Here is a 21,627-nt window from a genome sequence, read left to right on the forward strand (position 1 = left end):
TCACCCGACGGACCTGCCGAGCAGGTGCCGCAGTGCCGGTTCCAGGTCCGGCGCGCGGAACCGGTGACCGGCCCGGCCCAGCCGCGCGGGAACGACGCGCTGGCTGGCAGACGCCAGTTCCCGGTTGCCTTCGCGGCCGAGCAGCAGCGCGGGAGCGAATCCGGGGACCGGAAGCAGTGCGGGGCGGTGCAACACCCCCGCGAGGACCTTCGTGTACTCGGCATTGCGAACCGGTTGCGGCGCAACGGCATTGACCGCACCGGACAGGCCCGTATCCCAGAGCGCCCGATGGTAGACATCGACCAGGTCGTCTATCCCGATCCACGACAGCCACTGACGCCCGTCGCCGACGCACCCGCCCAGCCCCGCAATGAACAACGGGCGCAACAGACGCAGAGTGCCGCCGCGCGGGGACTGCACGATCCCGGTACGCACGCGCACCACGCGGACACCGGATTCGGCGGCGGGAACCGTAGCGACCTCCCAGCCGTCCACCACGTCGGCGAGGAACCCATCACCGCGCGTCGACTGCTCGGTCAGCGTCTCGTCGCCACGATCGGCACCGTAATAGCCGATCGCCGAAGCGCTCACGAAGACCGGCACCGCCGCCCGCGCCGCGACCTCCGCGAGCCGGCGGGTCGGCCCGATCCGGCTGTTGGCGACCCCGCGCTTGTGGCCCTCGGTGAACCGGCCCGCGATGGAGGCCCCCGCCAGATGCACCACCGCGTCCACACCGTCGAGCAGGTCCGGCGCGGGATCGGCGGTGTCCCACTGCCTTTCGTCCGCGTCCCGAGACGCATGCCGGACCAGCCGCACCACCCGGTGCCCTCCGGTGGTCAAGAACGCGGAAAGTGCCGAACCGACCATGCCGGACGCGCCGGTCATCGCGACGGTCTTCAAGGCGAAACCCGCCCGTGTCGCCCGCGCGTGCGCCGCGAGATCGTCGGTGAGCTGCCGGTGCCGGTAGGCGAAGACGGGTCGCAGCACCCCGGCGGGCACGGGAGCGTCCACCCGGTCGACCACACGGGTGTGCGTCTCGTCGACGACTTCGAAATCGTGTGTGTGCCGCCAGGGCAGCAGTCCGGCCGGCAGCGAGCCGACTCCGTCGACGGTGACCGTGTCGACGAATCGATGCGGCGGGTCGTACTCCCGGGGATCGTGCCGCGCCACCCAGCGCAGGCCACCGGGCAATCCGAGCACCGCCTGTCCGTCGGAGAGCGAGTCCGATTCGGCGCGCGGCGACACGGGTTGCCAGGACGGTGCGAGGCGGGTCAGCGCGCCGCGGCGGGCGTGCCAGGCGAACACCTCGGACCGAGGAAGATCGATGACACTCGCGTACTCAATGCCCATGACCCGACTCTAGTCCGAAATCGACTCGATGCAGCGTTTCTGCATCGTTTATTGGCGCACTATTGTCGAAAACGCAAGAATTGGTGTTATGGCTAGGTCATTCGATGCGGCACGGTGGCTCGATTTCGTTCTAGATCGTACTATCGCACCCGGCTACAGCCGGGTCGGTTTCGTCGCGCGCCACCGCTGCTGGCCCGATGACGACCCACGTCCCGGCGCGATGCACGGCAGCACCGCCCTGGTGACCGGCGCGAACTCCGGTATCGGCGAGGCGATCGCCGCGGCGCTGGTCGGACTCGGCGCTACCGTGCTGCTCGGTGTCCGCGACCCTGAGCGCGGCGAGCGGGCTCGCCGGGAGATCCAGGCCGCCGATCCGAACACCGAAGTGTCGGTGGCGCGGTGCGACGTGGCGGACCTGGGCTCGGTCACGGAGTGCGCGGCGACACTCGCCGAGACTTTGCCACGGCTCGACGTCCTCGTCCACAACGCGGGTGTGCTGCCCGACGAACGTGTGGAGACCGCCGACGGACACGAACTGACGCTGGCGACCCACGTACTCGGACCGCTGTTGCTCACCGAACTGGTGGCGCCCCTGATGGGCGCGGCCGCGGACCCGCGCGTGATCTTCGTGGCCTCGGGCGGTATGTACACCCAGCCGCTCGCCGTCGACGACCCGGAATTCCGCGACGGGCAATACCGGGGTGCGACCGCCTACGCCCGGACCAAGCGCATGCAGGTGGCCCTCACCGGCCCGCTTGCTGAACACTATGCCCCGCAGGGAATTTCGGTACACAGCATGCACCCCGGGTGGGCGGACACCCCGGGCATCGCCGCGGCGCTCCCGCGATTCCGCAGGCTCACCCGGCCCTTACTGCGCACCCCGGCCCAGGGCGCGGACACCGCCGTCTGGCTCGCGGCCACCGCGCAGACGCCGCCCTCGGGCCGATTCTGGCACGATCGCCGCACCCGGCCCGAGCACTACCTGCGCCGAACCCACTACACCGACGAGAACGTGCGGCGGCTGTATCAGTACTGTTGCCGCGCCGCGGGCTTACAGGTGAGTTAGACGACGAACAGAATGAGCACTTTCCAGCCGACCGGATAGCCGGGACTTTCCCCGGTATCCCGCTTGTGCATCGCGAATGTGCGCGAGACCTAGTTGCACTGCAGTGATCAGGAAAGTCACCACGCCGACCAGCGACCATGTCGCGAACCAGGCCCACGAAGTCAACTCGCTAAGACATTTCGACTGTCAACGGCAGGCGAATCGTGAATCTCGGCATCGAGGCCATTCAGTTGCTGCTGGTCGCGCTCGCCCTGCCACCCCTGCTGGTACTGGCCACCACCCCAGCTCAGCCAGCCCTTCGCGTCGGCGGCTCACTCCTGGTGATCGTCGCCGCCCTCGGCTGGGCGTTCGATCGACTCGGTTTCGCCAACCCGATCGCCCGTGCCGCGGACCGCGGCGGCACAATGCTTGTTCCGATCATCATTGCCGCGGCCGTTGTCGCCGTTGTGGTGCTGGCCGCCCAGGTGCTGAGACGGCAGTCACCGGTCACGTCGACCGGAACTGTCGGGGTCGCCGATTAAGCTTGACTCTGTCGGTGATCTTGTAATTACTGGATCAGCTGCTGACTGCGTGCCAGGACCGCAGCCGGGGAATTCCCTTCTGGTGCAGGTGGTTTTGGAAGGCCGTTGGTGGCCGGGCTGGGGATAGCTCGTCTGGTAGCGGTCCTGCGCTGAGTCGTTCGAGGTTCACGGCGATGGCGGTGAGTACGTGCTGGACGTGGGCCTTGTGCTGTCCGTGGTAGCGGCATTGCCGCATGCCGTGCCCGTCCGCGAATTCGCAGATGGTGCCCTCGATTCCCGAACGCACGGCATACCTTTGCTGCCAGGAGGGGCTCTGCTGTTCGGCTCGGGCCTGGACTTGCAGGTCGAGGAGTTCTCGCGGGGGAAATCCCACGTTGCGGGCTCTGTCGCAGTGAGAACTCAGGCTATGGAGTCGAGCGTAGGGAAGTTCTCGGTTGACAATAATTCCGCCATCCGCGGAATACGACGACCGCGCAAGAATATTCGGCCGTTAACATGCGGCGGGACCGAAGACGGAACTCGAAGTGAGTCATTGACACCTCCGCGCGGCAACGAGACCCGAGGCCAGAAATGGACTCGTGCTGCTCGAGGAAATCCTCTGTGCACCTACCACGGAATAAGGTCGGTCACAGCGGGGAGCCACTTCCCGCCGAGAACCATATCGACGGTCAGTGCCGATGCCAGCGTCATACTGGCGAGGGGTTCGGGCAATGGCCGGGTTCTCCCCATGGTGAACTGACTACGGAACGTCGCGACCTCGTTGCCGGTCTCGTCCCGTATCGACCACGCGTTGATCCGGATCATGCCGTCGGCGTCCATGCCGCCGACACGCTGCCCTTCGTCGGTAACGAACGAAAACCGCTTCTTGCCCCAAACCTTTTCCTGGACAGCCTTTCCGATGAACTCACCATTGGGTCCGTGCACGATCAGCGTGTTCTTGAACATCTTGCGGGGCCGGGTCACGGCGAGGACGCGAGCCCCGAATTCGTCCCGGATCTCGAGTTCGCGGGTGAAGGCGCTGTCGGTCCGCAAGAGAAGAAAACGAGCAAACATTTTCCTACGATCCTCGCCGATCTCGGCAACCGCGCCGACCCGCGCGCCATTCTGGTCGAATATGTCATGCGTGGCAGCCAGCTCGAAGATTGTCAGTGTCTGATGGACGATGAGGGCAGGTGCTGTGTAGAGCGGCCCTTGCTGTTGCATTTCGAACACCTCTCCATCCTCGCCGGGCGGCCTTCGGTTTCCTGAACCGCTGACAGAGCTATTCCCCGTCGACATTATTCCCTGTCGATAATCCGGTCGCGTGCGTATTAGACGTGTCGCCACAACGTGTCGTAGCAAGCCGTGGTGATGGGGTCGCCGTTGCGGTGTCGCAGTAGCCGACTGGGGGCGTGGTCCGTGATCGGCTTTCCGATCCGAGCCATGTGCCCGGATTGCGAATGCCGCTGAGCATGATGCTGCAGCAGTGCGTCCATGAGCGACGGGGGCACAGGTTGCCAGCGCTCTTTGCCGCCCTTCTCCAGTTGCCGAACGAGGCACCGAGCGGGATCGAGATCCTCAACGGTCTGTGCCAGGACTCCGCCGCGTCGGCACGCAGTCTCGGTATGCAGCCAGACGATCAGAACATGCAGCGCCGGACCCCGTGTTGTCGTCGCGACGCGATGTATCGGCGCAAGCATGTCGTTCGGCACGGCGCCGCGACGCGTGGGTAGGCGGGTCGGGCGGCTGAGCTTCGCGGCTGGGTTGGGCTGGGCCGCAATCAGATTGTCGTCGACGGCCTGCTGGTACAGGCACCGTATGGCAACGGCTTGCCTAGCGACTCTGTAGCCGTCCCGAGGACCGGCATTCGCTGTGGACCAAGGTCGAAGGGTTCGTCCCAGTGGCTATCGCCGGCCTCGGGGGCTATCTGCCTGACTCCGTCTTATGTCGTCATAGGGTTCTTCTATACCCGCGTGACCGTTGTGGCGAGGGGGTGGGGTTCCCCGGTGAGGTGGGCCTTTTCCCGTAAGAGAATTACCGACTGCACGGGATCGAGATCTTGGGGACGCAAGGCCAGGGCACCGCCACGGCGGCAGGCGGTTTCGGTGTGCAGGCGCAGCAGCAGGGTGTCGAGCTGCGGGTCGTTGCCGGTGGTGGCGGCGACGCGGTTGATCTCGGTGAGGAGGTCTTCGGGCAGTGCACGCCGATTGGATCGAGTGCGCCGGGGTTTGGTCAGCCGCGCGGCCGGGTTGTCGCGCGGGTCGATGATCCGGTTGTCTTCGGCGTGCTTGTAGACCCGGCGCAACGCGTCGATGACGTGGCGCACGACTTCACGTTCCATCTCGCCCGTTGCGGCGGATCAGTCGCTGGGTCTTGATCACCTCGCACAGCCGCTGCAGTTCCACGGGAGTCGGCTCGTTCAATGCCCGCTCGGCCCACCCCGGCTGGGCAAGGATCTTCGTCCAGTATGTCTGGTAGTGGTCGCGGGTCCGGCTCTCAGGCATGCTGTCTCGGACGGTGCTTGGTGACCCCGCGGCGGCCGCAGCCGGGCCGGGTGATCACGATCAGCCCCGCAGCGATCCGCCAGGACAGCAGGTCACCGGGGTGCCAATCCAATACTCGCAGAACGGCTTTGTCGACCACGCGTCCGTTGGTGTCGACCGGCCGCACGCTGTACACCGCGGTGTGTGCTGGTGGTTGCTCGATGGTCGCCATCGGCAGACCGGCACCGATTCCGCAGGCATCGCCGTCGGCGAGCCCGATGGAGGAGAAAAGAGGGATCAGCGGAGGTAATGTGTCATCGGTCACATCGACCACCGCCAAATGAAGCAAACCCGCAGGTGGCGGTGAACGACCAGAGCAGAGTGTCCAGGCGATGCCCGGACCCGATTTTTGGGGCATAAATGCCACAGATTTGTGTCCGGAGGGGGACACATGCGCTAACCACACGCCTGGACCTGCGGAAACAATAATCAGTGGCGGTGGCTATGTCTCGCAGCGCCCTGAATCGAACTCGGACCCGGCCGCTGGAGGCGCGTCGAGCCAGCAGGCCGCAGTAGCGGGCATCGCCGCAGCGCAAGCAGCCCAGGACGCTGGCTGGCAGCGGAGTTCCAGGACCCGCGCCGTCGGGCCCACGGCCATAGCATGATCCTGCCGCACTTCTACGCCAAGTATGAGGGCGGGGAGATTGAGCTCAATGAGGAATACTCGGATTATCTGTGGCGATCGCGGTAGCCGGGATCTGTTGGACAGGAAGCGATGACGACGGATTCCTGCCCGGTGAGGGTGGTCCAGAGCTTGTCGGTGACGAACGGAACGATGGGATGCAGCAGGCGGAGAAGGCTGAATCCCCCGGTGAGTCCGGAGTCTCCGGACATGCCGGGGGGATTCAGTTTCGTTGATCTGCGGTGTGTTTCGGGTGAGTCGGAGATGTTGGCGGGATGTTGGTTGCTCTGTGGTGGTTGGTACTTGGCTCAGTGGCATGTGTTGAATGGCGTGGTGTTGGGTTTGCCGGTGAGTAGGGGATTGCCCGACGATCTTGGGGTCACCGGAGCTGCCGCTGGTGAGCAGTCCCAAAACCAGGTCCTCACGGTGGAGTTGGGCGATCGAATCGGCGGGGGTGGCGCGCAGCAGATCCTCGACGACAGCCGTCACGGGCCGACGGCCCGATGGGACGGCGGTCAGCGGTCGACCGGTGATGATCAATCGGATGCCGACCAGCTGGCTACGGTTGCGGGGGATGATCGGGTCCGTGGTTCAGTACCCAGCGCTGGTATGTGCTGTGACGGAACTGGAAGGCCGCATTGGTTTTTCGCAGCAGTCCGACTTCGCAAGCCCACGCCAGGAAGTGGTTGGGGCGGGGTGCGAATGCATTGGTGAGATGGAAGATCGAGACTGCGATGACGTACCGCTCGCTGACGACACTGAAACCCATGAGGGATCCCAGTCCGATGCCGAGGCCGGCAGCGAGCCACAATGTGGTGCCGAACAACAGGACGCCGACCATGCCGGCGATGATGCCGGTCGAGGTGCCGAAGATAAGTCCGAAGACGAGATCGTTGCGAACTACCTGCCGCTCGTCGTGATCGAGAACCGAGCTGTCTCGTGGGACGGTCTTGAATCCGGCGATCAGCCCGGCCATCAGGGCAGTCGCCGCCCCTACCGCAATCCCCACCGTCGGGCCCGCTCGCAGCACACCGAAAGCGCCGGTCAGGCCCCCTACGAGCACACCCGCCACGAGACCACGCCAATGTCGTGGTCGACCAGGAACTCTGCGAGCAAACCTCTCCGGGCTGAGATGTTCGACCGGCGCGAACCCGAGGCCGTGCCCGAGGCCGAACCCCACGGCGACGCCCAAACCCAGTGCTGAGTCGACGGATACGGCAAGAACGTAGCCGACAGCACAGCCCACTATGTAGACGAAGCCTCGGCGGCCTCGGCGGCGGGCACGTCGACGATTGCGCATGTGCGCGGGAATGGTCACGAACGCCGATCCGAAGCCCAGGCCGGTTGCCGCGATGAATCCGAGCACCGCCGGCATTGCGGCGGACCCTCCACGGTCCACTACCATGGCCGCGGTCAGAACCAGCCCGACGGCGATCGCGCCCAAGAGCGTATGAACGAGCCTGCAGCGGATCGGGCCCGCGATTCTCCAGATCCTGTTGGGCACGATGTCGACTCCGTCGCCTCCGGCGGTGCGCTGCTTCTCGAGATGCCTTGCGAGAGTGAACATCCACGTCGCCACGTTGTCTTTCCCGTATGCCTTCGCGGGTCCTGTCCGGTCCGTGCCGAGGACTGCGGCGGGCACCAGTGCGGCGAAGAGAACTTCACGAACCTGCGTGGTGTCGTGGCAGCCCGCCAGCGTCGATGTCGGCTCGACGCCGGCGCGAAGATAGGCGAGGGTCAGCCCGAGCAGCCAGGGCGAGCGAAGGGCAATCCCCAACGGCCCGTCAGGTTGCCGGGTCAGCAGATCGGTCACTGGCGCCCAATTGTGGGCGGGGATACCGATGGCCTTGCGTGCCTCTGTGAGATAGCGCTGTGCCTGGTTCGGGGTGAGCGGCTGCAACGCGATCTCCATCGCACCATGGACTCCGGCGTCGCCGCGGATCTGCTTCAGACGAGCGAAGACTTCGGCCCGGCAGGTCACCACGACGGGACGGTTCCGCCAAGGCGGTGCGTTCAAGCTTTCGAGGACGGCATCGGCTCGAGCGATCGCCGCATCTTCAGTTCCCATTTCGTCCAGGCCGTCGAGTATCGGCAGCACGTAGCCGTGGTCGATGAGCGCGCGGGCGATCCGTGCGGGGAGCCCGTAACCGAGGCTTATCTGCTTAGCCAGCCAGGTGGTGAACTCCGATCCTCCGGACCAGCCGGCTGCGTTCACGCGCACGGGCACCGGCACACTGACCGCGGCCTCGTGGTTCAGCGTCGCGCGATGGCGAAGACGTGCCAGGAGCAGGTGGATCGTGAAGACGGTCTTACCCGCGCCCGGAGCGCCGGTAACGACGAGCCGGACGGGGTCGGGTAGCTTGCGCAGGGCGCGATCGGCGTTCGCTACGGTTCCGGGCACCGCCTCTCCGCCGTCGACACCCGCCCGACGCAGGCTGTAGCCGACATTCATGAACGCATCGGGTCCACTGCGCGCTTCGTCGCGCATCCGGTCCTCGCGGCGTTGCACCGCGTCGGCCAACTCGATTGCATAGTGCGACAACGACAATCGTGACGTATCGGGCCGCAGCTTCCGCAACAGCCATTTGCCTGCCGAGACGGCAAGCCCGCCGGCCGCTTTCGCCGCACCTGCCTCGAGGCCCCCGGCGGTCATTGCCGATCACCTTGTCCTGTCCGCGTGCCGCGATATCGCATCACGATCCCGTCCTGTTCATGCACCGCTCTCGTTGTGCGCCGCCTTGATCCACGGCATAGACGCTGGCCCTGCAGTTGGAATTGCAGGCAGGACTACCTCTTTCGCCGGACTTGGCGTAGTTCATTGGCTAGGGCCCTGCCGGCTCTTCCGAATCTGCCGCACCATGCCCAGGTGTGGGACCCACGCCGAAAGGCAGCGACGAGCCAGACGCAGGGGCCAACTTCCGTGTCGTGCAGCATCCGGTGGTAGTGCGCCGCGAATCGAGAGGTGGCGTGGAAGCACCTGCGCCTGTATCGATTGCGCCTCGCCGATCCAGTCTCCGTCTGTTTCGATCGGATGCAGGCGCGAGGCTGTCACGATGACCGCGCGTCCTTGGTGCCATTCACATGTTCTGGTGACGTTTGAATTCTCGATGCTTCTTCGCTTGAGCCATGCCATGCGGGGAACGATGTCGAACACCACGACCTCGAGAAGGCCGTCGTCCAGCGCCGAGTGCGCCAGTCGGTTTCCCGACGCCAGGGCGCCGAGGTTTCCCACCAGAACTCCGCTGCCGCGGCGGATGACAGGTGGCGAGCCGTCGATCTCGATCCGGAACCAATCACGGCGGTAGGTGAGTTGTCGGGCGAATGCCACCAGATAGGCGTACGCACCGAAGCGAGCTTTCCGCCTCCGGTCGACATTTCTCATGATGGCGGCACCGATGCCGATGCTCGTCACGAAGGTGGCAACCTGTTCTCCGCACCGGATGAGGTCGATGCTCAGCGCCGGTCCGCTGATGGCGCCCGAGGCTGCCGCGGACGCCTCGAACGGTAGTCGCAGAAGCGCGGCCAGCATATTTCCGGTTCCCATGGGCACGATGCCCATCGGTATGTCGCACGATGCCAGGACGCCCGCGAAGCGGGAGACCGTACCGTCGCCGCCGCAGACCAGAACGAGTTCCACACCGCTGCCCGTCATTTCGCGGACGCACGAATCGATCGAGCGGGACTCGGAAACCTCCATCCACAGAGGTGTGAGGTTCGTGTCGTGCAGAATTCGCTCGATATCGTCGCGTGCCCGGTTCGGGCGCCCGTCTCTGCTCATACCGGCAGTCGAGTTGTATACCACTGCGACCGTGCGTCGCGAATCCGACACCCGTCACCCCACTTCGACGAGAAGGACAGCAAACCATGCGGGAATGAGAAGCGAGTCGAAGCGATCGAGGAAGCCCCCGAAGCCGGGCAGTGTGTTGCCGACGTTCTTCACGCCTGCGGAACGCTTCAATACGCTTTCTACGAGGTCTCCCCATACGGCCAGGACAGCGATGAGAATCGCGTACGCGACGGTTGCCGACACCATCGCGGAGATCGACAGCGGACTATGAAACAGGACGCCGCCGATCGCTGCACCCGCCACACTTCCGATGACTCCGGACCAGGTCTTCTCCGGACTTGTGTTCACTGCGAGTTTCGGTCCGCCCGCTTTGGTTCCGGCGATGTATCCGAACGCATCGGAGAGGCCGACCGAAATCAGGACCAAGAACAGTATCCGCAACCCGTGGTCACCTTGGGATCGCACGAGGAGCAGATATTCGAGCGGAAGGATGATGTAGAGGCCGCACAACGTGACTCGTCCCAGAGCGGCGGTCGCATCGTTGTTGCGTCCGGTGACGATCGGCAGCGCCGTAGCGATCAGATACACGACCACGAGTTGTATTGCCGGAGTCCACATCGAGTCCGGAAACGCGATCGCCGACACACTCGGCCCAACGATCGACCAGATGACGACCAGCCATTTGTAACCGGCATCGAGAGACGTCAGCGATGCGTACTCGACCGTGAGTTGAACCCCGAGCAGCGTGACAACGATCCACCAGGCGACCCCGCCGGCGAAGGCCGCGGCCACCACGACACAGGTCAACAGCGTCGCTGACACCGCGCCGGGCACCAGCGATTCCTTCCGGCGATCCGCTCGTCGCCGCCATTCACGAACGGCCACACCGACATAGAGGATCGCGAACAACGCCGACAGCCGCCACAGCACATCGAAGAAGATGGGATTGTCCAGCGGGTTATCGGTCGCCATGGGGCGCCTCGTGTCGACGTGCGGGCAGCACCGGCACCCCGGCGAGGTCGACCTTCACCCCGCCCAGCCGCGCGTAGGCCGCGTTTGCAGTGTCGGTGTAGCGACGGCTCCGCGGCAGCAGTCGTCGGCCGTTGCGCAGCGCCGCGAAAAGGCATGCGACAGTGACGGAGTCGCGGTCGGTGTGGGCGACCGCGTAGAGCTCGCGAAGTTCCGTCGGCAGCGTGTGGAAGGCGAGATACCGTGCGACGGCCGACATCGGGTATCGCAGATCGATTCCCTCGGCCGCCATCAGCGCCTTCAAGGTTCGTGAACCGGTGGTTGCGCGCAGCGTGCCGCCGGTGAGGACGCTCCGGACGTACTCGTCCAGAGCTGCGACGGTGGGAGGTGTCGAGGCGGCATCGAGTCCGAGCAGCGTCGAGGTGGCCGTCATCTCCTGATGGAACAGCTGCCGGTCGCCAGCGTCGAACTCGCCGACGCCGGCGCGTTCGAACAGCAGGAAGCTCGATACGAGGCTGGCGTGCACCCACAGGATCAGGTCCTGGTCGGCCGCCGAATACCGCAGGCCGGTGCGGTCGTCGGTGCCGTGGATGGCGCGGTGGGTCCGGTTGATCTGCCGGGCCGCCGAGGTGATCTCTTCTCGCGTCCCGAACGTCAGCATGAAGGTCAGCCGAAGCGTGCGATCCAATCTGCCCCAGGGATCGCGCTCGTATTTGCCGGTGCGCTCGGCTGCTGCGGCGATCGATGGATGCGCGCTCTGCATCAACAACGCGCGCATTCCTCCAAGGATGACGATACGCTCACGCATCAGTCGCCACGACGCGCTGTCGGGCCCCAGGCGACCGTGTTTACCGTCTGTGCCGTTCATCGGCTAGACGCTCGGTGCGAGTGCGAGTGCGGCCATGCCGGGGAACCAGGCCAAGCGGAGAATCCCAATCGCCGTCGGCATTCGCCGGTACATATCGCCGCTGTCGAGTATGCACATCGCTGTGATCAACGGCAGCGTGGAGGTGACGAGGATGGCGCCGAGATAGACGTTGCTGAACCACCCGAAAACCCACGGCGACAACGACAATGCGATACAGATGACGGCCAGGCCCCGGAACACCAGGATCGATGCGCGCTCGCTGAGAATGGTGGCGACCGTGCGCACGTCGGCCGCACCGTCGGAGGCCCGATCTCGAATAGTGAGCAGTACCAGGTACACCAGACAGAAGAAGAACACCATGACGGCGACCATCACGATGGGTGGTCTGAGTCCCCCCGTCCAGATCGCGCCGTAGGCCACGCAGTAGGCGTCGAGAGTGGCGACGACGATGTTGCCCAGCAGCACTGTGGCTTTGAGTTGGAACGAGTACAGCCACGCCAGTATCGAGGCCGCGGTAGCGACGATGCCGGCCATTGGAACGATCGAGAATGCGAGCACACACCCGCCGACGGTGAACAGCCAGGCCAGCAACCACGCGGTCCGTAGGCTGCACTCGCCCGACGGGATTGCCCTTTCGGGCTTGTCCATGCGATCGAGGTCGGCGTCGACGATATCGTTGACAACGTTTGCCCCGGCAATTATCGCGCTCACGATCGAGACGATTGTAATGGCACGAAGAATACCAACCGCCCCGATTCCGTTCGACAGATGCATTCCGAGTATCGCGCAGCCCGCGCCACCCATGCAAGACGGTCCGCGAGTCAATGTCCAGAGAATTCTGATCCCATGACATTGCGTCACGCCGAACTGTCTAACAATGTCGGCCGATCGCCCCATTGTCATCGAAGCCCGCTGTATGCTGATGCGCCGACGAGCCGACGATGCAATTGTTTCGGACGCCACAACTACCCTCCGCCTGATCCGTGGTGACACTATGACCGAGTCAGTGCCCTACTGGCAACACTTGCGCACTGTTAGAGGACCCTTACTTCGCTACTTCGCACCGCGGTATGTCCGTCACCTATTTATGCACCCTTACCGACTGCTTGGTTCGAAATATCGCCAATACGGCTGCGGTCTCCGCAGTCTCCGTGATCGTCATGCGGCAGCAGTCTTCGATACCAGCGTGCAATTGATCCTGGACGGGTTCGCTGCAGCGAACGGATGCTCCCTGGGTTTCGGAACCGGGCGGATCGCCGTCGCCTACATGCGGATGCTTTCCGCGTTCAATCGCGAATTCGAATACCGTTTGGCAACCGATAATTCTCTGGAAATTCAGGAGATCTTGGATTCGGAGTTCGTGCGAGCCTTCGTGCTCGAATGGGAGGCGTGCACGGCCGAGTGCTCCGACGACCCCGCCGTCGTGAGGTTCATGTTCCGGCCGGACGTGGCCGAGCGCTACCGCGACTACATCGGACTGGTGACCGATGCCGATCTCGCGACGAGTGTCGAGGCCCAACTCGCCAGCATCGCTCTGGACTCGGGAATCTATCTCGTCTATCTCGCCGAATTGATCGGGCGCGTCAACCGCATCCCGGTGGCGGCGGCCGTGTCGGAGGAATTCCGTGCTCTCGGGATGGCGGCGAAGCTGGCGGACGAAATCGTCGACCTCGGTTCCGATCTGGCCGAAGGAAGGTACAACCTGTTCGCGGCCCACCTGCACGCCCGCCCGTCCGACGACGACGCAGTCCGGCGACGGCTGCGCTCGCCACGGGCACTGACGACCGACTGGCTTCGCGAGAACATCCCCGACACCTTCACTGCCTACATGACGTTGTTCGATCACCACTACGCGGCACTGTCCACGCCACAGCTTCGAATTGTGTGCGATGCCAGCATGTTCCGGGCGGCGCAAGGGATCCGAGCCGTGCCGCGATCACGGGAGTGCTCGCATGTGACGATGCCTCCCGGGCAGTCGTGGCGCTAGATGGGGCGTGCATGATGGAACCCCCTCTGTGGCACCGGATCATGAACCTGGTCGGCTTCGAGGCCGATATGCCTGCTGCCGGTCCGCCGCGATCGAGGACGATCTTGCTGATGCAACTCTCGGCCATCGCATCCCTAGCGGCGGCCGGACTCGCAGCCACCGCGTTCTTTCCGGTGCTGCTACGCGACGATCCTCACCTGCTGATCACCCTGGATGCCAAGAGCCGGTATCTGTTTCTCGCACGACCAAGGCTGGGACTGCTGTCGCTTGCGGCGATCGGCTTCGCCCGGCGGCTCGCAGGTCACTACCTGTACTTCTCCTTCGCGCGCCGCAACGGCCCGGCCGCGGTCGTCTGGATCAAGCGTCGATCCCGCAGGTCAGCACGAGCCGTCGAGACCGTCGAGCGCTATTACGCCCGGATCGGCGTACCCGCGGTCTTCGTATCGTCAGGGAACACCGCTTCCCTGCTCGCAGGTGCTTGCGGTATGCGACTGCGCGTATTCCTGCCCGTCAGCATCGCAGGGACGATCGCGCAGATCACGGCGATCGCCGTGTTGGCGCACAAGACCCGAGCGCGCTCGAGCTGGTTGGTCGATGCCATCGATGCGAATGCGGGCCGCCTGACGACGGCCTTGGTCGTCGTGCTGATCGTGTGGTTCCTCGCAACGGGCCTATGGGCATCGGTGCGGCGAGAGTCGAACGGTCATACGGCGGACGACCCCCCGCAACTCGACGAATCCGCGCACGACAGTCCTGACGATCGAGGGGAATCCGATGCCGGCCACCCACAGTGAGAACAACCGCGCGCGACGCCGGGATCGTGTGTTCCGCAGCGGCTTACGCCCCGGCGAGCAGATAGAGGTTCACGATCGAATCGCCACGTGGGCGAACGCGATCACACTGGTGCGGCTGCTGTTTTTGCCGGTGATCGCCTACCTGGTTCTGGCGTGGGATCTGCGCACGGTCGCGCTCGTATTGCTGGTGGTGTCGGCCGTGGGGGATTGTCTGGACGGCTACGTCGCCAGGCGATTCCATCAGGTCAGCAGACTCGGCGAGGCCATGGATCCGGTGACCGACCGTTTGACCCTCGTCACGATGGCGGGTGTGTTCATCGTGGCCGGCATCGTGCCGTGGTGGCTGGGTGCCGCGATCGTGGTGCGCGACGCCGTCCTGACCACCCTGCTGGCGACGGTGTTCGGGAGGCGGCTGCCGATACCTGTCACCAGGGTTGCGAAGATGGCGACCGCGCTGCTGCTGTTCGGAGTGCCGGGGTTGCTGTTGGCGGCCCAGTCCGCCGGTTGGTGGATCGCGATCGTCATGTGCGGTGCCGGGGTATGCCTCTACTACGTTTCGTTGTGCGAGTACATCATCGCGTGGCGCCGTGCTTGACTTCTTCCGGCTCGGTCGTCTGCGGCTGGTCGCTTTTGCCGCAATACCGTTCCTACTCGGCGTCCTGGCCGTGCCGAGTGCCGATCTCGTGATCGCCGGTCGGCTGGTGCTCTACGGTGTTGTACTCCACTTGTTCGCCTGTCATGTCAACGATTTCGCCGATCTGGAGTACGACCGCGCCAACCCTGTGCGTCGCGAGAGTCCGCTGGTCACCGGAACCGTGGCCCCGTCACGGGTGCTGCTGTGGATCCTGACCGAGGCCATAGTGCTGAGTGCGACGATCTGGACGTCGCCGATCCCATTGTGGGTCAGAGTCGGATTGTTCTCGATGTTGTTCGTCGCGGGTTACGGCAACATCTTCCAGAAGCGATCGTCGTGGATCTCGCCTCTGGTCATGGACTACATCTTCGGTTTCGGATCGGCGGTGCACCTGATGTTCACTGCGGGAGCCCTGGGTGCGGTTATCCGGCCAGTGCTGGTCGTCGTGGTTGTCATCAACGGGTTCGTGCTCGTGATGGTGAACAGTTACGGAGGCAACCTGAAGGATCTGGAACACGATCGCGGCGCCGGGCTCAGAACGACGGCAATCGTCTCCGGTGTGGTCACCTGCGGGGGGCGGCTGGTGTTCACCGCAACTTACGTGGCGTTCTTGACGGTCGCTCAAGCTGGTGTGGTCACCGGCGCGCTCATCGTTACCATACTGCGTCCCGGTGTATTCACCTGTGCGGCAAGCATTCTCGCTCTCGGCTCGACTGCAGGCCTCGTGCGCCAGCTACGTGATCCGAACTGGGGCGCAGAGCCCGCGTCCGACCCGGCGCATCCCTTGGCGGCGCTCGGCCGGCCCTGGTGGATATTTGCAGACCTCGTCGTCGTTCTCGCTGCCGCGACCGCCTTCGCCGCGCCTCGATCGGTACTCGCCGTGGCCTGTGCCGTCACCGCCTGGTCGGGATTCGCCGCGGCGGCGAGCGCCGCGCGGAAACTACACCGACGGCGCACCACCAGTGCGCGGCGGTCGCGCCGTCCACACACTGCGGGAGCTGTCAGCTCTCGGCGGGCGGCAGAGGTGCCACGGCAGATGCCGGATCACGGTTCACCACCGTCAGCCGCGGTACGACCTGTACGGCCCCGTCCCGGAGATGGCTGAGCGGATACCCGTGCAATGCACAATGCATCAGCCCGTACGACTCTCGCGCCGAGGCGATGAGTTTGGCGACGTCGGTCTCGTGCCGCTTGACCGCCGGCATCCACGGCAACGGTGCGACTTCCAGGACCGGGAGCGCCGTGTCGGGGATCCATCGCTGACGCGCCACATCCGCCCGTTCGATCCAGTAGTCGTGCACAGCGCCCAGATACCCCGTCCCCAGGCCACGCTCGAATCGTTCCAAATGCCAGGCCACCGCGAGCTGTGGCACGGTCCGACGGTTGGCTCCGGTCGTACGTGACAGCGGCCGAGTACTCAACGACAGCAGATGAGTGAAGTCCTGTTTCACGGCCAGCCGCAGCGGGTGTGTCGTGAGAATGCTGCCGTCCAACGCTCTCATGCCTCTCCAGTGGGTGGTCGTGATCCGTGACCGGGGCATCCAGCAGCTCGCGTAGAGGGCAGCGCGGAAATCGCCTGCGGAGTCGAACTCCTCGGCGAACACGGTTGCGATGTTGTCGACGTCCGTTATCGCGATGTGCAGACTCGGCTTCTTTGCGGCGACCGCCTCGAAGTCCCAGATTCGTTTGTTCTCCGCACAGGCGAAGGCGAAGTCGACATCGAAGAAGGAATCGCCCCGGAGCAGTCGCCTGAAATCGATGAACGTTGTACTGGCGAGGTCGTCGTAGTAGATGGACATCGGATACCAGCTCTCGCCGCACACGAAGTATGTCGCATTCATCGCTCCGGCCGACGAAGCGTAGATCGCGTCGAAACACCGCGAGTAGCCGGCATCTTCGATCGCGCACAGCATCGCAGCCGATACGATCCCCCGCATCCCGCCTCCCTCGACGACCAGTCCGATACGATTCCCGTCGTCGTCGATGGTGGAGTCGTAGCCCTGCGCGGACCTCAGCCGCAGTGCACGAAGGACCGGATGGTCGTGGTCCCAGTAGGTTTCACCCTGCATGCCGACCCGACCTCGATATAGCTGTATGGGGGAGTCCGTCGTCGTGTGACATGATCACCGGTCGCGTTCCAGTACGAGCTGGATCAAGGCCAGCATGTCAGCCGAGGCCACCTGCGCAGGCAACAGCGTCAGAGATCGCCGAATCTGGTTCTGAGCCATGGCGACCGCGATATCTCGTCCACCGGCCTTCTCGATCAGCGTGGTCGCTCGCGCCACATCGGCCGCGGACATCGGATCCGGTGATGCGAACAAATCAGCGAGTTCGGCGGCAGCGTCACCACTGGCCTGCAGCGCTGCGACAACCGGCAATGTCCGCTTACGGCGGGTCAGATCGCCGTCGGTCGGCTTGCCCGTCACCGACGAATCGCCCCAGATGCCGATGAGATCGTCCACGAACTGAAAGGCCAGACCCAATTCGCGGCCGAACAGATCCACCTCGTCGACGTCGTCGGATGCTGCACCCGCGTAGAGCGCGCCCAGCGCGCACGCGCATCCGATCAGAGCGCCCGTCTTGCCCATCGCCATCGCGACATAGTCGTCGACGTCGACATCGATGCGGTGCTCGAAGGCGCAATCGAGCTGCTGGCCCTTGCACAGCTCCAACTCGACCGCGCGCAGACGGGCCGAGGCTCGGCAGGCCATGGAGTCGGTCGCCCTGTTGGCGAGTACCGTGCCAGCCAGGCTGTGGAAGACATCGCCCAGCAGGATCGCATCGGACACGCCCCACACTTTCCACACTGTCGGGCGGCCACGCCTGATCGGGTCACCGTCCATCACATCGTCGTGAACAAGAGTGAAATTGTGCACCAACTCGACAGCCGCAGCCGCATCAATCGTGCACAGATTCCGTGCGTCGTATGCGGTCGCAACACCGAGTGTCAGAGCCGAACGCAATGCTTTACCGGACTCGGAGCTGACCGGAAGTCCATTCGGGTCGCACCAACCGAAGTGATATCCCGCCATTGTGCGAAGCGGATCGGGTAAGGCGGCGACATTCTGGCGAATGACCAGATCGCATAGGCCGCGGGTCTTGCGAAGTACGCCGAGGGCGCGATTCGTTGTGGCGTTGGGAGCATCCCAGGGGCGCTGTTCGGGGAAGATCATCGCGACCGGTGCCGGAAACTTGTTGCAACCTTAACCGCAAGCATATGGAGTTGACCCTCCCACTGTGTATCGACCGGGCGCGGCCGTCGCATCGTCCCGGAGAAGTGCGACGAAAGGAAAATCGCGTGACGAGACTCTACTGCCGTTCTCCGGCCGACGGTTGCGAATGAGACTGAAAGGCAATGGAATCCGATCCGATCCTTAATCAGTCGCTGAAACTGACCGGAAGTCTGTCAAAGTCCCCGGTGCCCGCAATGGATGAAACCGTCAGGTATGTCGATTCGGCAGCGGTGAGCGGTTCGGTTCGACTGATCCTACGTGGAGCGCGACGATGCTCTCGCAACCGGACATTATTCTCTCGAATTCGATCCAGGATGAAGTTCTTTCGGCATACGACCGGCTTCGCTCGGCCGAATATCGGTCGCCTCGCACGATGTTTCACAGTTGTGTTCACGCCGTCGGATATGCCGGACCCATCTCGGTGCGTTTGCTAACGAGAAGCGTCTGCACTCTTTTCGCGAGCCATATCCGTTATACCGATTCGACTGCGGTACGGCCGACTCCTACGAGACGATGTCCAGCGTAGGTACACGTGATGGTGAAAGAGCCGGACAGTGAGCGAAGCGAAACAAGGAAGCGTGCCCGAAGCGCTCGTGATCGATGTCGTGCTGGATGCAGAACCGGACACGGACCCGAACAACCTGGACCAATGGACTCGCCAGCTACGGGGGGAGCTGGCGCAACTCGATGATGTCGAATCGGCTGCCCTGGCCGCAGACTCATCCGTTGCTACCGGCAGCAAGGCCGGCGATCCGGTCTCTGTCGGTGCCCTCATGGTGGTGCTGGCCGCCCCGGGTGGTGTCCTGACCACGGTCGTGAACACGGTGCGGGCGTGGCTCGCGAGCCATTCCGCCGTACACCGGGTATCAATCACCATCGACGGCGAAACTATCGAACTCGATCACGCCACCTCCTCGCAGCAGCGCGAGCTGGTCGAACTGTACGTGCGACGGCATGCGAGGGAACCGCGCCGCCGATGAGACGAGCAGTTGCCCTGGTGATCGCAACGGGCGACTATCAGGACGAAACTCTGCCGCCGCTGACGACTCCGGTCGGCGACGCGGAAGCGCTGGCCGCCGTGCTGGGCGAGCCCGCGATCGGCGGATTCGAGGTCACGACCTTGATCAACGAGCCGCATGACCGGGTCGGTGCGGTGATCGGTGACTTCTATTCACGAGCACGACACGACGAGCTGACCCTGTTGTACTTCAGCGGACACGGTCTGAAGGATGTCCGCGGCAATCTGTATCTCGCCACCACCGATACCCGACGCAACAATCTCATCTTCACCGCGATCTCAGCCGACAACGTCAATCTGGCCATGGAAGCGGGTTCGTCGCGGCAGAAGATCCTGATTCTGGACTGTTGCTTCAGCGGTTCGTTCCCCGCTGGTCTGCGCGCGAAAGGGGAGGTTCACGCCACCGAGAAGCTCGGCGGCCGCGGCCGTTTCGTATTCACCGCATCGGATGCCACGCAATATGCATTCGAGGGCGGCAGGCTAACCGGCCACCCGCCACAATCGGTGTTCACACGCCATCTGGTCGCGGGGTTACGCGATGGCAGCGCCGATCTCGACCAGGACGGGGATGTCACCGTCGACGAGCTCTACAGCTACGTCCACGACAAGGTGACCCGAGAGCGGCCGGAGCAGGAACCGACCAAGAAGGACGACGTCCGCGGCCGGATTGTCGTGGCCCACAACGTCAATTGGGCGGTACCCGGCTATCTCCGAAATTCGCTCGACAGCCCTATAGTCGGCACTCGCTTGTCCGCGCTCAGGGAGCTGGACCGGCTCTATCGCGGTGGAAATCAGTTCGTTCGCAGCACAATTCGCACCGAGGTACGGCTGCTGGTCGATGACGACAGCCGTTCGGTCGCTGCCGCCGCGCGCGATCTGCTCGATGTCGGCGATGACCTTGTCCCGGAGCGTGCCGAACGCGCCGACCGTGTAGCGTCCCAGGATCCCACCCACGCCGCGACGGCGCAGGTCGATGTCGATGCCGACGAAAAGCCGAAACAGTCGGCCGATCGGAGCGCCTCGGTGATGCCGGTCGGCGATCGTACCTCGACAGGCGGAAAAGCGCGTCCCCCGGACATCGAGGTGGATCTACCCGTTCGCCGTGGCTTGTCTGCGCTGTACGTCATCACGAGCGGTTACGTCGCGCTCAGCCCGACCGGCGGCTTGCTGGCCTGCGGTGCGAAGGATCCCACCGTGCGGCTGTGGTCTCTGCCGACCGGCGAGCCAGTGCTCGCACCGATGAGCGGGCATACCGACAACATCTACACGGTCGCCTTCAGCCCTGACGGCACAACGCTTGCCAGCGCCGGGCGAGACAAGACGGTGCGCATTTGGGATGTTGCCACCGGCAAGCAGATCGGAGCTCCGCTCACCGGTCACACCGGACGGATCCATTGCCTCGCCTTCGGTCCCGGCGGCACCACTCTCGCCAGCGGAGGTGGAGACAGGACCGTGCGCGTCTGGGATCTCGCCACGGGTAGCCAAACCGGGGTCCCGTTGGTGGGTCACACCGGCTGGGTGCATTGCCTCGCTTTCAGTCCGGACGGCACCACACTTGCCAGCGGAGGTGGAGACAGGACCGTGCGCGTCTGGGATCTCGCCACGGGCAACCAGATAGGGGTCCCGTTCACCGGTCACACCGGCTGGGTCTACTCCCTCGCCTTCAATCCTGCAGGCACGACCCTCGCCAGCGGCAGTGCCGACGAAACAATACGGCTGTTCGATGTGACCACGGGCCGGACCTTCCGCTCCATGCGAGCGGAAGGACGAGGGCTGGCCGTGGCATTCAGTTCCGATGGACGACATCTGCTCGGGGCCAGCCGCAAGACGGTCCAATGGCTAAAACTGGACACCGGTGAGGTCGTGGCGATCGATCGGCTCGGGGATCCGACGTGGACGTTCAATTGGCAGGCGGCGCTCAGCGTGGAGCATAACCTCGCGGCCACGTTCGGCGGCCCTCACGGGCGGGTCTGGCGGTTGCGCCCGCTTGGGCAAGATCGCTGTGGCCGAGAAGAAACAGAATCGACGACCGACGAAGACCGGTAGCACCGCACATCGGCGATCATCAGGGACGAGCAGGGTTGCAGCCCGTGGGCGGAGACCCTCGATATACGACGGCAAGGTCGTGCTATCGACGACGTCTGTTTCCCCGGCGTATTCGTCATCGGCGATCTGACTCCGGAGTCGTGCCGGTCTCTCGGGTGCTTTCGAACGGCATCCTGGTCGCCGCGCTGGTGCTCGTCGTGGCGGTGCATC

Annotated in this window: 21 protein-coding genes and 1 pseudogene; 8 read left to right on the forward strand and 14 right to left on the reverse strand. The window is 64.4% G+C overall.

Going from position 1 to position 21,627, the window contains the following annotated elements; translation table 11 throughout:
- Entirely contained in the window at nt 1-1,350 is a 1,350-nt protein-coding gene (locus ACQP0C_RS21585; RefSeq protein WP_433722456.1) for a TIGR01777 family oxidoreductase, read from the reverse strand.
- 88 nt (nt 1,351-1,438) lie between these two features.
- Between ACQP0C_RS21585 and ACQP0C_RS21590 the strand changes: the two genes are divergently transcribed.
- Both ACQP0C_RS21590 and ACQP0C_RS21595 read left to right on the forward strand, forming a co-directional pair.
- Nucleotides 1,439-2,416, forward strand: a complete 978-nt coding sequence (locus tag ACQP0C_RS21590) for an SDR family NAD(P)-dependent oxidoreductase (protein WP_433722458.1) — start codon at nt 1,439-1,441, stop codon at nt 2,414-2,416.
- Nucleotides 2,417-2,619: 203 nt separating this feature from the next.
- Nucleotides 2,620-2,937: a hypothetical protein gene (locus ACQP0C_RS21595; RefSeq protein WP_433722460.1), complete on the forward strand. Its 318-nt coding sequence runs from the start codon at nt 2,620-2,622 to the stop codon at nt 2,935-2,937.
- A gap of 34 nt (nt 2,938-2,971) precedes the next feature.
- On the opposite strand, the gene ACQP0C_RS21600 is transcribed toward ACQP0C_RS21595, so the two are convergent.
- The 11 genes and pseudogenes from ACQP0C_RS21600 to ACQP0C_RS21650 form a co-directional block, all read right to left on the reverse strand.
- Nucleotides 2,972-3,310 carry a transposase gene (locus ACQP0C_RS21600; protein ID WP_433722462.1) on the reverse strand — a complete coding sequence of 113 codons (339 nt, stop codon included), beginning with the start codon at nt 3,308-3,310 and terminating at the stop codon, nt 2,972-2,974.
- 233 nt (nt 3,311-3,543) lie between these two features.
- The gene (locus tag ACQP0C_RS21605) at nt 3,544-4,149 is read right to left on the reverse strand and encodes a phospholipid scramblase-related protein (protein ID WP_433722464.1); all 606 of its coding nucleotides are present in this window, start codon (nt 4,147-4,149) and stop codon (nt 3,544-3,546) included.
- A 730-nt stretch (nt 4,150-4,879) separates the two neighbouring features.
- Nucleotides 4,880-5,257 carry a hypothetical protein gene (locus tag ACQP0C_RS21610; RefSeq protein ID WP_433722465.1) on the reverse strand — a complete coding sequence of 126 codons (378 nt, stop codon included), beginning with the start codon at nt 5,255-5,257 and terminating at the stop codon, nt 4,880-4,882.
- Nucleotides 5,247-5,420, reverse strand: coding sequence for a hypothetical protein (locus ACQP0C_RS21615; RefSeq protein ID WP_433722467.1), 174 nt, complete (start codon nt 5,418-5,420; stop codon nt 5,247-5,249). The genes ACQP0C_RS21610 and ACQP0C_RS21615 overlap by 11 nt, the downstream gene beginning before the upstream one ends.
- Nucleotides 5,413-5,724 (reverse strand): hypothetical protein, encoded by a 312-nt coding sequence (locus ACQP0C_RS21620; RefSeq protein ID WP_433722469.1) that lies wholly within the window; start codon nt 5,722-5,724, stop codon nt 5,413-5,415. Before ACQP0C_RS21620 ends, ACQP0C_RS21615 begins: the two co-directional genes overlap by 8 nt.
- A 425-nt stretch (nt 5,725-6,149) precedes the next feature.
- A pseudogene (locus ACQP0C_RS21625) lies at nt 6,150-6,260 on the reverse strand (class I tRNA ligase family protein); the annotation flags it as partial.
- 380 nt (nt 6,261-6,640) lie between these two features.
- The gene (locus ACQP0C_RS21630; protein ID WP_433722471.1) at nt 6,641-8,734 is read right to left on the reverse strand and encodes a hypothetical protein; all 2,094 of its coding nucleotides are present in this window, start codon (nt 8,732-8,734) and stop codon (nt 6,641-6,643) included.
- A gap of 162 nt (nt 8,735-8,896) precedes the next feature.
- Nucleotides 8,897-9,910, reverse strand: coding sequence for a diacylglycerol/lipid kinase family protein (locus ACQP0C_RS21635; protein ID WP_433722473.1), 1,014 nt, complete (start codon nt 9,908-9,910; stop codon nt 8,897-8,899).
- A gap of 3 nt (nt 9,911-9,913) precedes the next feature.
- A complete protein-coding gene (locus ACQP0C_RS21640) occupies nt 9,914-10,840 on the reverse strand; it encodes a phosphatidate cytidylyltransferase (protein WP_433722475.1) in 927 nt (308 codons plus the stop codon).
- Nucleotides 10,827-11,705, reverse strand: a complete 879-nt coding sequence (locus ACQP0C_RS21645; RefSeq protein ID WP_433722477.1) for an oxygenase MpaB family protein — start codon at nt 11,703-11,705, stop codon at nt 10,827-10,829. The genes ACQP0C_RS21640 and ACQP0C_RS21645 overlap by 14 nt, the downstream gene beginning before the upstream one ends.
- Before the next feature lie 3 nt (nt 11,706-11,708).
- Nucleotides 11,709-12,668, reverse strand: a complete 960-nt coding sequence (locus ACQP0C_RS21650; RefSeq protein WP_433722479.1) for a geranylgeranylglycerol-phosphate geranylgeranyltransferase — start codon at nt 12,666-12,668, stop codon at nt 11,709-11,711.
- A 223-nt stretch (nt 12,669-12,891) separates the two neighbouring features.
- Between ACQP0C_RS21650 and ACQP0C_RS21655 the strand changes: the two genes are divergently transcribed.
- The 4 genes from ACQP0C_RS21655 to ACQP0C_RS21670 are packed head-to-tail and all read left to right on the forward strand — an operon-like array spanning nt 12,892 to nt 16,225.
- Nucleotides 12,892-13,692, forward strand: a complete 801-nt coding sequence (locus ACQP0C_RS21655; protein ID WP_433722481.1) for a hypothetical protein — start codon at nt 12,892-12,894, stop codon at nt 13,690-13,692.
- Between the two features lie 11 nt (nt 13,693-13,703).
- Complete coding sequence (locus ACQP0C_RS21660) at nt 13,704-14,486, forward strand: DedA family protein (protein ID WP_433722483.1); 783 nt, start codon at nt 13,704-13,706, stop codon at nt 14,484-14,486.
- A complete protein-coding gene (locus tag ACQP0C_RS21665) occupies nt 14,467-15,081 on the forward strand; it encodes a CDP-alcohol phosphatidyltransferase family protein (RefSeq protein WP_433722485.1) in 615 nt (204 codons plus the stop codon). Before ACQP0C_RS21660 ends, ACQP0C_RS21665 begins: the two co-directional genes overlap by 20 nt.
- The gene (locus ACQP0C_RS21670; protein WP_433722486.1) at nt 15,074-16,225 is read left to right on the forward strand and encodes a UbiA family prenyltransferase; all 1,152 of its coding nucleotides are present in this window, start codon (nt 15,074-15,076) and stop codon (nt 16,223-16,225) included. The genes ACQP0C_RS21665 and ACQP0C_RS21670 overlap by 8 nt, the downstream gene beginning before the upstream one ends.
- Here the strand turns inward: ACQP0C_RS21670 and ACQP0C_RS21675 are convergent.
- Nucleotides 16,122-17,189 (reverse strand): patatin-like phospholipase family protein, encoded by a 1,068-nt coding sequence (locus ACQP0C_RS21675; RefSeq protein ID WP_433722488.1) that lies wholly within the window; start codon nt 17,187-17,189, stop codon nt 16,122-16,124. The genes ACQP0C_RS21670 and ACQP0C_RS21675 overlap by 104 nt on opposite strands.
- Nucleotides 17,190-17,243: 54 nt before the next feature.
- Entirely contained in the window at nt 17,244-18,293 is a 1,050-nt protein-coding gene (locus ACQP0C_RS21680) for a polyprenyl synthetase family protein (RefSeq protein ID WP_433722490.1), read from the reverse strand.
- 638 nt (nt 18,294-18,931) lie between these two features.
- On the opposite strand from ACQP0C_RS21680, the gene ACQP0C_RS21685 reads away from it, so the two are divergent.
- Both ACQP0C_RS21685 and ACQP0C_RS21690 read left to right on the forward strand, forming a co-directional pair.
- Complete coding sequence (locus tag ACQP0C_RS21685) at nt 18,932-19,333, forward strand: effector-associated constant component EACC1 (RefSeq protein WP_433722492.1); 402 nt, start codon at nt 18,932-18,934, stop codon at nt 19,331-19,333.
- Nucleotides 19,330-21,417, forward strand: coding sequence for a caspase, EACC1-associated type (locus tag ACQP0C_RS21690; RefSeq protein WP_433722494.1), 2,088 nt, complete (start codon nt 19,330-19,332; stop codon nt 21,415-21,417). Before ACQP0C_RS21685 ends, ACQP0C_RS21690 begins: the two co-directional genes overlap by 4 nt.
- The last annotated feature ends 210 nt before the right edge of the window (nt 21,418-21,627 follow it).

The sequence above is a fragment of the Nocardia sp. CA-129566 genome, from assembly GCF_050956075.1.
In the GTDB taxonomy this organism is placed as follows: Bacteria; Actinomycetota; Actinomycetes; order Mycobacteriales; family Mycobacteriaceae; genus Nocardia.